This is a genomic window from Streptomyces sp. P3, from assembly GCF_003032475.1.
Classification (GTDB): Bacteria; Actinomycetota; Actinomycetes; order Streptomycetales; family Streptomycetaceae; genus Streptomyces.
In genome coordinates this window covers 6,857,264-6,870,600 of record NZ_CP028369.1, presented here as the reverse complement: position 1 = coordinate 6,870,600, position 13,337 = coordinate 6,857,264, and the positions used below count along the sequence as shown (strand labels likewise).

Below are 13,337 nucleotides of genomic sequence, written 5' to 3'. Positions count from 1 at the left end.
GGATCGACGCACCCTTCGGTCGCTGTCGGTTCTCCCCTCCACAGTGGCCGCGACGGCCCGCTCACGCCTCCCAGACGGCCGCCGCGGTCCGGTCGTCGGCGTAGCCCTTCACCCTCACCTGGGTGTCGGCGAGGAAGGTCGCCAGACCGGGCGGGGTGGGACCCGACCAGCGTCCCGTCAGATGGGCGGACAGCTCCGGCTCACCGCGCAGAGGATCGGCGAAGCCCCCGGTGCACATGAGGAGCGTGTCCCCCGGGCGGGCTACCGAGGCACGGAAGCGGAACGGTTCCCGGGGCGGCTCGGGGGCCGGGTCGTAGGGGCTCGGCGGCGTCGCGACGCCCAGGTCCATGGTGAGCCGGTCACCCTCGGGCGTCTCGGCCGGCAGCGAACCGAACCCGACGACCGGTTCTCCGGCGACCTCGCCGACCCGTGGCTCGATGTCCCGCCACGTGCCGTCGCGCAGCCGGAACAGTCCGCCGCCGCCGACACCGAAGAACACGCGCGTGCGGCAGTCGGGGTCGGCGGGCAGGAGGAGGCAGCGCAGTGTGGCCGCGTACTCCTCGGGTTCGAGGCCCTGCTCGGCGGCGCTGGCGCGGAGCCGGCCGAGACTGCGGTCGGTGAGGCGGTGCAGGCCCGACTTCAGGTCGCCGCGCCGGGCCGCGCGGATGTCCTCCGCCAGGCGGACGTGACTGCGTCCCACGGCCCGCCCGATCCACTGACACACCTCGGCGGCCGCCCGGTGCGCTCCCGGTGTCGCCCGGGCGCCGGTCGCCATCGCGACGAGGATCAGTGCCTGCTCGCCCGTGCCGAAGCGGGCGGTGAGAAGCGAGTCGCGGCGCGGCTCGCCCCGGTAACGCGCGGAATCCCCCCGCACGGACACCGCCCGCAACGCGCACGCCCCGTACCGGGCTCCGTCCAGGACGGTGTCGGCGACCAGATCGTCCAGTTCGTCCGGATCGGCCGGCGGCAGAACGGTGGGCTCGGGGTCATAGGTGGGCGGCCCCGAGCCGACGTAGTCCCTGAGAGCGTGGGCGGGAGGCAGGGCGGGGAGCGCGGGAACAGTGGGCGGATGGCCGGCCTTTGGCCCGGCGACGCCTCGGGGATCCGGGGTGCCGCGGGCGTCGGGTGCGCGCTCGGGCTCCGGAAGCGCCTGCGCGGAGGCGGCAGCCGAGTCGCTCGGGGAGAACGCAGCATCGGGGGCGACCGGGGAGTCGGCAACCGGCGGGGCTGTTGCTGTGCCGTCGGCGTGGACGGTGGGGACTGACGGAGGCGGCGGGACGTGTGCCGGACGGGGCGGCACCGTGCGCGGCGGGGCGCCGGGGGTGCCTCGTGCGCCGAGCGGTTCGGCTGCGGAGGCCGGTGCCGAGGGCGGTGCGGTGGGCGGGGGCGGTGCGGTGGGTGGGAGCCGCAGGACCGACATCGGTGCTGCGGCAGCGGGCGTCGTCCGGGTCGGCGTGGTGGCGCCGGGGGCGGACAGCCCGGGGCCGGTGGACGGCCGCTCGGCGAACCCCGGCGGCAGCGGTCCGGACGGAAAGTTCGAGGGCGTTGGTGGGGTGTCGGACGGCGGCTCCCAGGGGGCACGGTGTCGCCCCTGCGAAGCGCCTCCGCGGGCGACGTCGGCTGTTTCCTCGCCTGGGCACGCACCCGCGCCGGCAACCGTTTCCGCACCGCGCGCCGTACGCGCGTCGAAAGGCTCTTCACTGCTGTCGACGCTCGAGCCTGTTTCGGCAGCGGTTCCCCGCACCGGCAGGGCTCGCGGGTTCCGGCCTGCACCACCCCCTGCCTCCCCCTCGACACCGCCACCCCCGGTCGTCGACCCTGGATGACGTGGGACGTCGGGCCTGGAAACGGGTTCCGTAACGGATTCGCCAGCGGGCTCGGGGCCTCGCCCGCCGTAAACCGGTTCGCAAGCGGGTTCAGGAACGGGATACCCACCGGCCTGAGAAACAGGTGGTCGGCCGGGATCAGCAACAGGGGCAGAAAGCGGTCCCTCCATGGGCCGGGCGACAGGTCGACCTCGCGGCGGCGGCACCGGGGAACCGGTTGCTGACGGCGCTGCCGTCGGCGCGCCGTCGTCCGGCGACGTCCACCAGTCGACGCCCTCGCCAGGGCCCCCGCGCCGGTCGCGAGGGGCCGGTACGGGTCTCACACCGCGGGAGCCGGACGAGAGTCCGCCCCCGGGCCCGAACGCATCCTCGGCCCCTGCCCCGTACGCATTCCCGGCTCCGGAGCCGGGAACTGCGTCCACGCCCTCGGCCGCACCGTCCGTACGGCCGGTGCCGCCCACACGGATCCCCTCGCCCGTACCGCCCGTGCCTCCCGTACCGCCCGCACGATCTGCACCGCGAACTGCGCCCGCATCTCCTGTGGGATCCCGGCCGTCGACGCCGTCCTCCCCCCTGCCCGATCCCTCCACCGCGCCCGCCGAGCGCACCGCTCCCGCGGCCGAGGCGAAGCGGTCGTCCAGGGAGTCTGCGGCGGGCGCGGGTCCCGTGTCCTCGGTGTCGTCGTCGTACAACTGCCCCCACCAGTCGTCCTCGTGACCGGTGGGCCTTCCCCCCTGCTGACTCATGCCCCCGATTGTCCACCGCACGGGCCGTAGGAAAACGGGGCATCCGCAAAATGCGTCCCGGCTGACCGCGTCCGGCCAGCAAGCCGAGCGAAGTTCTGAGCACCAGTGCGACAAAAGAGGCGCAAGAGTCGCCGGACGGTTCCACCCCCCACGGGAGAACCGTCCGGCGACATGGGTGATCCGGGCTCATATCCCCTGTGCGCCCCTGCGCGCGTCAAGAGTCCGGATCACGCTTGCCGGAGGCCTCGGAGCACGGCATGGCGACCGACCGTTCCGGGCCTGCACGGCGTTCCCGGAGATCCTCTGTGGATTTCAGTGGATGATCACGGATTTCCGCCGTCGCCCACACCTTGGCAGAGTGACCGGCGGTACGGCGATGATGTACGACGGCGGGTATACGCCGTGGCTGTTTCCCGCCAGCCACGGAGACGTCGCATCGCGCAGGGCCCCCAGAAACACGCATGGAACATGGGAAACGAGACGCGGCAACCGAGATGCGGGAAACGAGAGGGAGGGCCAGCGCCTGATGCTGAGAGCGATAGGGCTCGACGAGACGCACGAGTCGGCATACCGGGAGCTGGTGTCCGTGGGCGCGGCCGACGTCCCCCACCTCGCGCGCCGGCTGACCCTCGGCGAGCACGACACGGAGCGCGCCCTGCGCCGACTCGAACAGCACGGCCTGGCCGCCCAGTCCTCGGGCCGCGCCGGACGCTGGGTCGCCGCTCCCCCGGGCGTCGCCCTGGGCGCCCTGCTCACCCAGCAGCGTCACGAGCTGGAGAAGGCCGAGCTGACGGCGGCGCAGCTCGCCGAGGAGTATCGGGCGACCTCGACCGAGCCGGCGGTGCACGATCTGGTCGAGGTGGTGACGGGTGCCGCCGCGGTCGCCCAGCGTTTCCTGCAGATCCAGCTCGGGGCGAGCCACGAGGTGTGTGCCCTGGTCACCGGCACCACGGTGGCCGTGACCGGCAGCGACAACGACGCGGAGAAACAGGCGACCGCCCGTGGGGTGCGCTACCGCGTCGTCCTGGAGCGGGCCGTACTCGACCAGCCCGACGGCATGACGGAGGTGACCGCCGCGCTGGGCCGGAACGAGCGGGTGCGGGTGGTGGACGAGGTGCCGACGAAGCTGGTGGTCGCCGACCGTTCGCTCGCGCTCGTGCCGTTGCACGGCAGCGCGACCGAGCCTGCCGCACTGGTGGTCCACGCCGGCGGGCTGCTGGAGCTGCTGTCCGGCCTGTTCGAATCGGTGTGGCAGGTGGCGTCGCCGCTGCGCTGCGGCCCGGTAGGTGTGGCCGAGCAGGGGCCGGACGGTCCCGACGCCGCCGACCTGGAGATCCTCTCCCTGCTGCTCGCCGGGATGACCGACGCCAGCGTGGCCAAGCAGCTCGATCTGGGGCTGCGGACCGTGCAGCGCCGGGTGAAGCGGCTGATGGAGCTGACAGGGGCCTCGACGCGGCTGCAACTGGGCTGGCACGCGTACGAGCGCAGCTGGGTGACCCGCGAGCACTGACCGCGGCGGCGCTCCGGGCACCACCACTTGACCTGCGCGTGCTGTCCGGCTCGGGCACCCTGGGCAGATGGGAGTGTGGGAACTCCTGCTGGTCGGACTGGTTGTTCTGCTCGGCCTGTGCGGAGTGCTGGTGCCCGGCGTGCCGGGGTCGTGGCTGGTCTGGGCCGCGATCCTGTGGTGGGCGCTGGAGGATCCGCAGCCGGTGGCCTGGGCTGTTCTGGTGGGTGCCACGGTGGCCTTGTTCGTGTCGCAGGTGGTGCGCTGGTCCCTGCCGCCCCGCCAACTGCGCGAGAGCGGCGCGACCCCCCGGATGGCGGTGTACGCCGGACTCGGCGCGTTCCTCGGCTTCTTCCTCGTCCCCGTGGTCGGAGCCATCCCCGGGTTCATGGCCGGCGTCTATCTCTCCGAACGCCTTCGCCTGGGCCGCCACGGCGAAGCGCGTGCCGCCCTGCGCAGAGCGATGCGCTCGGGCGGCTCCAGCGTCCTCGCGGAGCTGTTCACCTGCCTGTTGATCATGGGCGCCTGGCTGGGTGCTGTGCTGTGGGGTTGACGTGCCGTCCGGCGGCGGAGCGCCCCGACGGCGCCTCGCGCCTCGACGGCCTCGCGCCTCGACGTCCCCGCAGCCCTTGCGGACAGCACGGTGGGCGCATCCGCGCGTCGCCGACACGGCCGGCGCGGCACGGACGGCCTCGGCGGCGCCGACCCGGCAGGTCACGGGCAGCCGGTCAGCGCTGCGCCCGGAGCGAGCCCTCCAGCGTCAGCAGGCGCACCTTGCGGTCCAGTCCTGCGGCGTACCCGGTCAGGGAGCCGTCGGCACCGATGACCCGGTGGCAGGGGCGCACGATGAGCAGCGGATTCGCCCCGACGGCTCCTCCGACGGCGCGTACGGCCATCCGCGACACGCCGAGTCGGGCGGCGACCTCGCCGTACGTCGTGGTCGCGCCGTACGGGACGGAGTCGAGGGCGGCCCACACCCGCTCGCGGAACGCGGTGCCCGCACTGCGCAGCGGCAGCCGGAACTCCCGCAGGTCGGCGGCAAAGTAGGCGGCAAGCTGTTCCTCGACGGAGCGGAAGGGCCCGCGATCGTGCCGCCAGTCCTGCTGGACGGTTCGGCCACCCTTCTGTCCGGGCAGGGAGAGGCTCGTCAGCGCTCCGTCGGTGTCCGCGGTGAGCAGCAGCGGACCGAGCGGGCTCTCCACGTGCGCCCAGTAGGTCGGACCGTTCGCCGTCGGGCCTGCCGGTCGCATGGTTTCTGCGGTACCTGCATTTTGGGCGGTAGCTGCATTTTCTTCGTTTTCTTCTCTTTCTTCGTTTTCCATGGTTTCCGTGGTTTCCGTGGGGCGTCCGGATGGCGTCGGAGGCCTCGAAGGTGACGAGTTCATCGGATGGGTCGGCTCCATCGGGTACATCGGCTCCGGCGGGTGTGTCAGTTCGGTCGAGACGACCGGCTCGCTCGGATCCGTCGGTGCTGTCGGGTGAGTCAGACAGATGGGGGCAATGGGGTCGGTGGGGTCGGTCGCCCCGCTCATGGCAGCCGGTTCGGTCATCGTTCCTCCGCGGTGCGCAGGTGGTGCGCGGCGTACGTGCGCCAGGGCCGCCAGGTGTCCGGCGCGTCCAGGCCGGGTGGAGCCACGTCAGGATCGCCGAGGGCACGGGCACGGATCTCCGCGACAGTTCCGACGTCCAGGCCGGGCAGGGCCAGCAGCGCCTCCTGGGCGTCGTCCCGGTCGGCGCCGGCGTCCAGTCGTACGCCGCCGTCGGCGAGAGCTGCGGCGAGCGGGCCCACAGGGCCCTCGGGCTCGGCCTCCGCCAAGACGCCCGGCTCGGGAAAGAGGCGGGTGAGGGACCCGCAGGGTGAGTCGAGAACCTTGCCGTAAGCGCGTACGAGCCTTTCGGACTCCGCTCGTCCCACGAGCGCCCGTATCGCGTACTCCTCCGGGTCGGCCGCCCCTGGCGCGCGCAGCCCCGGCCGCGCGGTGACCGACGGGGCGAGCCGTGCGTCCGCGCCCAGCCGCTCGTCGACGGCGTAGGGGTCGGCGTCCAGATCGAAGAGCCGCCGCAGCCGCTGGACGGCGGTGGTGAGATCGCGGGGATCCGTGAGGTGCAGCCGGGCGTCGAGCCAGCCCCCGGGGTGCAGGGCCGGTGCCCGGCTCTGGCGTCCCGCACACCCGCCCGCTCCTTCGCTGACGGCGGCGATGCCGGTGCCGTACGGCAGCCGCAGCGTGCGGCGGTAGGTGCGACGGCCGGTCGGCCCGCTCACCTCCTCCACTCCGGCCACCGCCTGCCGGTGCAGCAGATCGAACACGGCGGCACAGTGGTAGGGGCCACGGTGGGCGAGCCGCAGCGGAATCCCGGCGAACGGGGTGGCGGCGGACGGGGTGGCGGCGCGACCGGTCGGGCGCCCCGCAGCCCGCAGTTCGGTCGGAGTGGACGCGTACACGGCGCGGACGGTGTCGTTGAACTGGCGCACACTGGCGAAGCCGGCCGCGAAGGCGATCTCGGTGACCGGCAGGCCGGTCGTCTGCAGCAGGACCCGCGCGGTGTGCGAGCGCTGTGCCCGAGCGAGGGCGACCGGTCCCGCGCCCAGTTCGGCGGTGAGCTGTCGCTGGATCTGACGTGCGCTGTAGCCGAGCCGTACGGCGAGCCCGCTCACGCCCTCCCGGTCGACGACGCCGTCACCGATCAGCCGCATGGCCCGGCCGACCACGTCGGCACGCGCGTTCCAGTCCGCCGAACCCGGGACGGCGTCCGGCCGGCACCGCCGGCAGGCCCGGAACCCGGCGCCCTGCGCGGCGGCCGCCGTCGCGAAGAAACGCACGTTACGGCGTTTCGGCGTCACGGCGGGGCAGCTGGGGCGGCAGTAGATGCCGGTGGTCTCGACGGCGAAGAAGAACTCGCCGTCGAACCTGGCGTCCCTGCTGCGAACCGCCTCGTAACGGTTTTCTTGGTCCGTCATGAGTCCCAGTCTTCGCCCCTGTCGGCGCCCCTGCTGGCGGAAATCGGACGTGACGCTGAAGGACGAAGACAGGGAAACCGAAACAGCCACCGGTCGGCCGGCCGACCGGTCGGCCGACACGGAGAAGTGTCTCGTAACAAAACGGCACCCTGTTACCGCCACCGGAAACCCCGTCGGCGCCGCCCCACGTCCGGCGTCCGGCCGCCGCCCGCACGCCATACCGCAGGACATCACCCGGCCCGAAGCCACCATCCTCAGGGGCGGACCCCTACCGCCCGGCCGACGCCGCCGCCGGATGTCCGACCGTCGGCGTCCCGACGTCCGACCTCCGGTGCCTGACGGCCGACGTCCGACGCGACGTCCCGGCGTCACCGCGGAGGAGCCGGTCGCCACGGGCCGCGGCCGCGCTTGGCCTCCGCGGCCGCTCGGCCCTCGGCCTGCCTGCGCTTCCAGTCCTGGCGGACGTCGGCGCGCAGGCGGGCGTCGGACTTGGCGACGATCCACTGGTTCTCACGGACGAGTTTGCGGTAACTGTCCAGCCGCCGCTGGGACAGTTCCCCCTCGTCGACGGCCGCTCGCACCGCGCACCGCGGCTCGGACTCGTGCGCGCAGTCGTGGAACCGGCAGCCCCGTGCGAACTCCTCGATCTCCGAGAAGACCCGTCCGACCCCGGCGCCGGCGTCGAAGAGGCCGACGCCGCGCAGACCGGGCGTGTCGATGAGGACGCCCCCGCCGGGCAGCGGCAGCAGATTGCGGGTCGTGGTGGTGTGGCGCCCCTTGCCGTCCTGGTCGCGAATGGCCTGGACGCCCATCACGTCGGCCCCCACCAGGGCGTTCGCGAGCGTCGACTTGCCCGCGCCGGACGCCCCGAGCAGCACGGAGGTGCCTCGTCCCAGAACGTCGGCCAGTTCCTCGACGCCCTCGCCGTCGCGGGCGCAGACGGTGAACACGGGCACTCCGGGAGCACCGGCCACGACGTCCTCGACGAGGTGGGACAGCGCGACCGGGTCGGGCACCAGGTCGGACTTGGTGAGCACCACGACGGGCTGGGCGCCGGACTCCCAGGCCAGCGCCAGGAACCGTTCGATCCGGCCGAGGTCGAGCTCGACGGCGAGCGACATCGCGACGACGGCGTGGTCGACGTTGGCGGCGAGGATCTGCCCCTCGGACCGCTTGGAGGAGGTGGAGCGCACGAAGGCGGTACGGCGCGGGAGCAGCGTCCGTACGTACCGCGGATCCCTGCCCGCGGGATCGACCGCGGCCCAGTCCCCCGTGCAGACGACCTTCATCGGGTCGTGAGGGACGACGAACTCGGTGTCGGCGCGCACGACGCCGAACGGGGTGACGACGTCACACAGGCCACGGTCGACCCGCACGACGCGGCCGGGCAGGAGACCCTGCTCGGCGTAGGGAGCGAACTCGGTTTCCCAGCCCTCGTCCCAGCCGTAGAGGGCGAGGGGGTGCGACGAAACCGAAGAAGAAGAAGAGAAAGACAAGGGGTGACCCTTCACAAGGCGGCCCCGGCACCGCGCCCGCTGGCGCGGGAGAAAAGTGAGGTCAGCCGGAGACCACGAAGGTGGACTGAATGAACTTCCGGATGCGGGCAGCGCCCTTCTCGACGACAGCCATCGGTCACACCTCCCGAACTGAGCCAGGTCACCCGCGGCGACCTCCGGTCACCGCTCGAACAGCACCGACACTAGGGAGGGTCAGGCCGCGCCGCCACCGAATTACGGCGACGTACGCGCACAGGTCACTCCGTGTGCGAAATGAGGGCCGAGGACGTCACCGGCGAAGCGCGGCGGCCGGCCTGCCGGACCGGGCATCGGCGTACTCGGCGTCTCCGCCTCCGACTCGGCGGGTACGGTCAAGCCACAGGCGTCCAAGTGCTGGCGGACGATGCCCGCCCATCCGTAGGGACTGTCGCACTCGCTGCTGATCGGCGAGAGCCCGTACAGATCGGCGAACGAGAACGAAACATTGCTTCGGCGGGTCCACGCCCGCCCGCCCGCTCGCAGACCAGGTTCGCCACTCGTGGACCCTTTGCGTACGGAGGAACGGCCCTGTCGGTCGTCGAACCCTGTCGTCGATCACCATCGGATCTGACCGGATCCAGGCCGCGGCGAACCCCCGGACCGCACGGGTTCATGGGATGCGCTGACCGCTCGAGCTCGCCGTCGCTTGCCGACCGGGCGGGTCGGCGGACAGGTGCGGATCCGGTCAGCGGCTTGGTGGGGTCGATGTTCACCCGGCCGGGCGGGCGGGATCGGGCACAGGCGGACTGCTGAACCTCAGCTGTCGTGGGTTCACGGTCCGGTGGCGGCGCTCGTGAGTCGGTCACCGAGTGCGCTTCTCCGGTACAGCACATGCCGTCCGTCACGCGAGCGGGTGACCAGTCCTGTGGAGTGCAGGACACGCAGGTGCTGGGAGACCGCGCTTGGGGTGACTCCGAGACGGCGGGCGAGTTCCACGGTGGGCAGCGGCTCTTCCAGGAGGCTGATCAGTCTCGCTCGGGGTGAACCGAGCAGGGACACCAGGGCGGTTGTGTCGACGGCCGGCATCTCCGAGCCCCACAGCGTGGCTGCTCCCCGGCTGGGATAGACGAGGCTCGGTGGCTCGTCCGGGCTGACGGGAGGCGCGGGCTTGTGTGCGAACACCGACGGCAGGAGCAGCAGTCCCCGGCCGGATGCCGCGACCCGGTGCCTGCTGATCATCTTGTGGATGTGCAGCTCTCCGCCTTGCCAGCGCAGGTTCGGGTGCATGTCGGCGAACAGCAGTCGGGCGCCCCCCAGGGCGAGCTGACGGGCGCGGTAGGTCATGTCGGCTTCCAGCACCAGTCGCATCTGCGGCCACACCGGCTCGACGGCCAACTCCCAGTACCGCCAAAGGAGATCGCAGATGGCGTCGCGGAGTCTGGCGACCGGTGCGTCTTCGGCGGCGGTGGCGTCGCGGAGCGCTTCGGGAACAGGGGCGGGTGCGTGCGCAAGCAGCAGGTCGTGGCGGACCCGAGCGCAGGACGCCTGACGGACGACGGCGAGTTCTGCTTCGAAGGCCGGCGCGAAGCTCGTGGGATTCGGGGTCAGGAAGTCGGGGAGGGTACGCCGCGGGGCGACCAGGGACATCAGCAGACCGGTGTCGAGCGTGCCGAGTCTGCCGAGTACGGACCTGCGCCAGGGAAGGTGCAGCGCGGACAGGCCCGGATCCTGGAGCACCCGCAGGCTGAACAGGGTTTCGTGCAGGGGTGAGAGGGCGAAGCGGGTGTCCGCGAGGTCCTCGACGCCGAGCACGAAGCTGATCATTGAGCCATACGCTACATCGATTGGCGACACGGCGTCGATGCCGTGGACTTCCTCCCATGACATCCACAACTCATGTGCAGCGGACGGCGGTTGTCACCGGCGCTGCCCGCGGTGTCGGTGCCGCTGTGGCCTGGCGCCTGGCGGGCGACGGCTTGGGCGTCGGCGTGGTCGATCTGGACGAGACGGACTGCGCCGATACCGTTCAGGCCCTCACAAGTGCCGACGGCGCGGCGCTGGCCCTCGCCGCCGATGCCGCCGACGAGGCCGCGGTCACTGCGGCCGTCGCCCGGATCGCCGCCGCGTTCGGGCCTGCGACGACATTGGCCGACAGCGCCGGTATCGGACCCCGCACCGACCTTGTGGACACGACCACACAGCAGTGCGACACGGTCGTGGGGATCAACCCCAGCGGCCCTTTCTTCGCCGCCCGTGCCGTCTGCCCGCACGGGGTGGCGGCCGGATGGGGACCCTTCGTCAACATGTCTGGCATCTCCGAGGTCGGTGATGCCGGCTGCGCCGGCGCGAAGGCGGGTTCGATCCAACTCATCACCGGATCCCTTGCTCTCCGGCTCGGGCCGCATGGCGTGACTGCGGACGCCGGCGCGCCGGGATCCGTCGTGAGCGAGATGACCGGGGCCTCGGCCCGGCGGTTCGGCCTGAGCTTCGAGGGGTCGCGGCACACGGCGGAGCAGCCCGTCCCGGTCGGCCGGGTGGGCCTGCCCGACGACATCGCACATACCCCTTCCTTCCTCGTACGTTTCGGGGCGGGGTCAGTCTCCGGCCAGGTCGTCCACGGAGCGGGCGGGCCGGGGAGTGAAGGATGAGCCGCCGGATGGTCCTGATCCTGGCCGTCACATGCGCCGTGGCGGTGGGCAACATCTACTTTCCGCAGGCCATCGGTCCATTGGTCGCCGCCGGGTTGCATGTGTCACCCGATTCGGCTGCCGCGGTGGTGACCGCCACACAGGCCGGCTACACGGCCGGAATGGTCCTGCTGGTGCCGCTCGGTGACCGGCTCCCGCACCGCTCGTTCCTCGTCGTCCTCCTCGCCCTGACCGGCCTGGCACTGCTCGCAGCGGGTAGCGCACCGGCTCTGCCGGCCCTCGTTGCCGCCAGCACCCTTGTCGGCCTGACCACCGTGGGCGCGCAGATCGTCGGCCCCCTGGCAGCCGGTCTCGTGTCCGCCGACCGCCAAGGAGCGGTGATCGGCACCCTGCTGAGCGGATCGACCGGCGGCATGCTGCTGGCCCGGACCTTCAGCGGCACACTCGGTGAGTGGCTGGGCTGGCGGGCTCCCTACCTGATCGCCGCGGTCCTGGCCCTGCTCCTCGCCACCGTCTTGGCGTTCGCGGTGCCGACCACAACCCCGTCCTCCCGTCGGCGGTACACGGCGCTCCTGGCCGGGCCGCTGCGCCTGCTGCGCACCGAGCCAGACCTGCGCCGCTCGTGCTTCTACCAGGCAACCGTCTTCGCCGGGTTCTCCGCGGTCTGGACCTGCCTGGCGCTCCTGCTCGCCGGTCCGGCCTACGGGCTGGGTGCCCAGGCGGTAGGAATGATCGCCCTGGTCGGAGCAGCGACCATGGTCTGCACCCCGCTCGCCGGTTGTCTGGTGGACCGCTACGGCCCCGATCCGGTGAACCTGGTCTGCATGCTCGGCGTCCTCGTCTCGGCCGCGATCCTCACCATCGGTGCCCGGGGTGGCGTGCTGGGCCTGACCTCCCTGACGCTCGGCACGCTGCTCCTCGACGCCGCGATGCAGTGCGGCATGGTCGCCAATCAAGTCCGCGTCTACGCTCTGCGCGCCGACGCCCGCAGCAGGCTCAACACCGCCTACATGACCTGCGCCTACCTGGGCGGCAGCACAGGTTCCTGGCTCGGAACACACGTCTGGGGCCGGGCCGGCTGGTGGGGCGTGTGCCTGCTCGTCGCGCTGCTCGCCGCACTCGCCCTGGCCCGCCACCTGCGGGCGCTGCACGAGTTTCGGGAAAGCCCGGCCAGGACCCGTGCCGCGAATGCGGACGACCGCGGCCTCACCCATGGTGCCGGTGGAAGTGATCAGGCCTCGTACGGCGCCTCCGTCGCTCGGCCTCGCCGTCGTCCGACTCGTCGTGGGCGTGGGGATGACGACCCGCCAGGCTCGGCGGCAGGTCCGCCTGCGAGCCGTCGTTCGTCACGGAATGCAGTCGCGAAGAAGTTGGGGTAGCCGGATTCCGTCGGGCGTGTCGTGCACGTCGTCCGCGTACGTCTTGCGGTCTTGCTCGCAGAACGCGTAGGTCCGGACGGAGTCGAGGTGCAGTGCGAAGGGCCCCGAGACAGTCGGCCGCGAGGGTCGCGACCGGAGCGCCGCAGGGGCAGGCCCGGTCGAGTCCCTCGTCGCCTGCCGGTCCGCAGCACCCACTGCTGTTCTCCCAGTCGGGCAGCAGTCGAAGGCCGTCGGCGTCATCAGGGTGCACCAGCACCGTGTGTCGGCTGCCGGCGGAAATGACGAAGCCCTCTTCACGGCAGACCACAGCTCCGCGCGAGTGAGCCGGCTTCGGGGCCTCCTGGTCGTCCTGCACGACGTAGGGAGATCCCCAGGGCTCGGGATCGATCGCGTGGCGGCCCCGCGGAACAGTGGAAGGTGCCCTGCGTGTCTCCTTGTCGCGGTCTCGCTCGTCGTCGGAGACGTCCGGGACGGCGGCAGGCTCGGCCGGCTCCGGCGTGATCGCGGTGCCGCACCGGGAACAGAGGAAGACGGTCATCCCGCGGTCGTTGGATCCCGGGTGGCCGGTGGCCGCGTGCTGTTCCTTGAGCGCCGCGAGACCGTCACGATCGGTGACGCCGCGGAGGTGTGCCCGCAGTTGCGAAGGGCGCTGCCGCAACGGCCACCGGTGGGCGGGGCGTACGACCTGTCCGTCACGGGGTGGCTTCGGAGGCTGCGACCCGCAACCACCCTGCCGCGGCCGCCTCGTCGAAGCCGCCCCGCAACCACCCTGCCACGGCCGCCTCATGGCCGGCGCG

At 72.3% G+C, this 13,337-nt stretch carries 9 protein-coding genes; 4 read left to right on the top strand and 5 right to left on the bottom strand.

The annotated features are described in order from the left end of the window. Positions 1-61: 61 nt before the first annotated feature. On the bottom strand, positions 62-1,420 hold the full coding sequence (locus C6376_RS45600; RefSeq protein ID WP_367881059.1) for a protein phosphatase 2C domain-containing protein: 1,359 nt from the start codon (positions 1,418-1,420) through the stop codon (positions 62-64). A 1,678-nt stretch (positions 1,421-3,098) separates the two neighbouring features. Between C6376_RS45600 and C6376_RS30095 the strand changes: the two genes are divergently transcribed. Together C6376_RS30095 and C6376_RS30090 are read left to right on the top strand one after the other, a co-directional pair. Continuing rightward, entirely contained in the window at positions 3,099-4,082 is a 984-nt protein-coding gene (locus tag C6376_RS30095) for a LuxR family transcriptional regulator (RefSeq protein ID WP_107446297.1), read from the top strand. A gap of 67 nt (positions 4,083-4,149) precedes the next feature. Then, positions 4,150-4,632, top strand: a complete 483-nt coding sequence (locus C6376_RS30090) for a DUF456 domain-containing protein (RefSeq protein WP_107446296.1) — start codon at positions 4,150-4,152, stop codon at positions 4,630-4,632. 175 nt (positions 4,633-4,807) lie between these two features. On the opposite strand, the gene C6376_RS30085 is transcribed toward C6376_RS30090, so the two are convergent. The 4 genes from C6376_RS30085 to C6376_RS30070 all read right to left on the bottom strand — a co-directional run bounded on the left by C6376_RS30085 (position 4,808) and on the right by C6376_RS30070 (position 10,337). Beyond that, a complete protein-coding gene (locus C6376_RS30085) occupies positions 4,808-5,329 on the bottom strand; it encodes a methylated-DNA--[protein]-cysteine S-methyltransferase (RefSeq protein WP_107446295.1) in 522 nt (173 codons plus the stop codon). 296 nt (positions 5,330-5,625) lie between these two features. After that, positions 5,626-7,038, bottom strand: coding sequence for a DNA-3-methyladenine glycosylase 2 family protein (locus tag C6376_RS30080; RefSeq protein ID WP_107446294.1), 1,413 nt, complete (start codon positions 7,036-7,038; stop codon positions 5,626-5,628). Positions 7,039-7,406: 368 nt separating this feature from the next. Further along, positions 7,407-8,534, bottom strand: coding sequence for a ribosome small subunit-dependent GTPase A (gene rsgA, locus C6376_RS30075; protein ID WP_107446293.1), 1,128 nt, complete (start codon positions 8,532-8,534; stop codon positions 7,407-7,409). Positions 8,535-9,344: 810 nt separating this feature from the next. Continuing rightward, a complete protein-coding gene (locus C6376_RS30070) occupies positions 9,345-10,337 on the bottom strand; it encodes a helix-turn-helix transcriptional regulator (protein ID WP_107446292.1) in 993 nt (330 codons plus the stop codon). Between the two features lie 56 nt (positions 10,338-10,393). Between C6376_RS30070 and C6376_RS30065 the strand changes: the two genes are divergently transcribed. Both C6376_RS30065 and C6376_RS30060 read left to right on the top strand, forming a co-directional pair. Then, positions 10,394-11,161, top strand: coding sequence for an SDR family oxidoreductase (locus tag C6376_RS30065; RefSeq protein WP_107446291.1), 768 nt, complete (start codon positions 10,394-10,396; stop codon positions 11,159-11,161). Continuing rightward, positions 11,158-12,540 carry an MFS transporter gene (locus tag C6376_RS30060; RefSeq protein WP_107446290.1) on the top strand — a complete coding sequence of 461 codons (1,383 nt, stop codon included), beginning with the start codon at positions 11,158-11,160 and terminating at the stop codon, positions 12,538-12,540. The genes C6376_RS30065 and C6376_RS30060 overlap by 4 nt, the downstream gene beginning before the upstream one ends. The last annotated feature ends 797 nt before the right edge of the window (positions 12,541-13,337 follow it).

Coding starts and splice junctions, on each gene's coding strand:
- C6376_RS45600 (WP_367881059.1), bottom strand. CDS start 1,420: ATGTCGGTCCTGCGGCTCCCACCCACCGCACCGCCCCCGCCCACCGCA.
- C6376_RS30095 (WP_107446297.1), top strand. CDS start 3,099: ATGCTGAGAGCGATAGGGCTCGACGAGACGCACGAGTCGGCATACCGG.
- C6376_RS30090 (WP_107446296.1), top strand. CDS start 4,150: ATGGGAGTGTGGGAACTCCTGCTGGTCGGACTGGTTGTTCTGCTCGGC.
- C6376_RS30085 (WP_107446295.1), bottom strand. CDS start 5,329: ATGCGACCGGCAGGCCCGACGGCGAACGGTCCGACCTACTGGGCGCAC.
- C6376_RS30080 (WP_107446294.1), bottom strand. CDS start 7,038: ATGACGGACCAAGAAAACCGTTACGAGGCGGTTCGCAGCAGGGACGCC.
- C6376_RS30070 (WP_107446292.1), bottom strand. CDS start 10,337: ATGATCAGCTTCGTGCTCGGCGTCGAGGACCTCGCGGACACCCGCTTC.
- C6376_RS30065 (WP_107446291.1), top strand. CDS start 10,394: ATGACATCCACAACTCATGTGCAGCGGACGGCGGTTGTCACCGGCGCT.
- C6376_RS30060 (WP_107446290.1), top strand. CDS start 11,158: ATGAGCCGCCGGATGGTCCTGATCCTGGCCGTCACATGCGCCGTGGCG.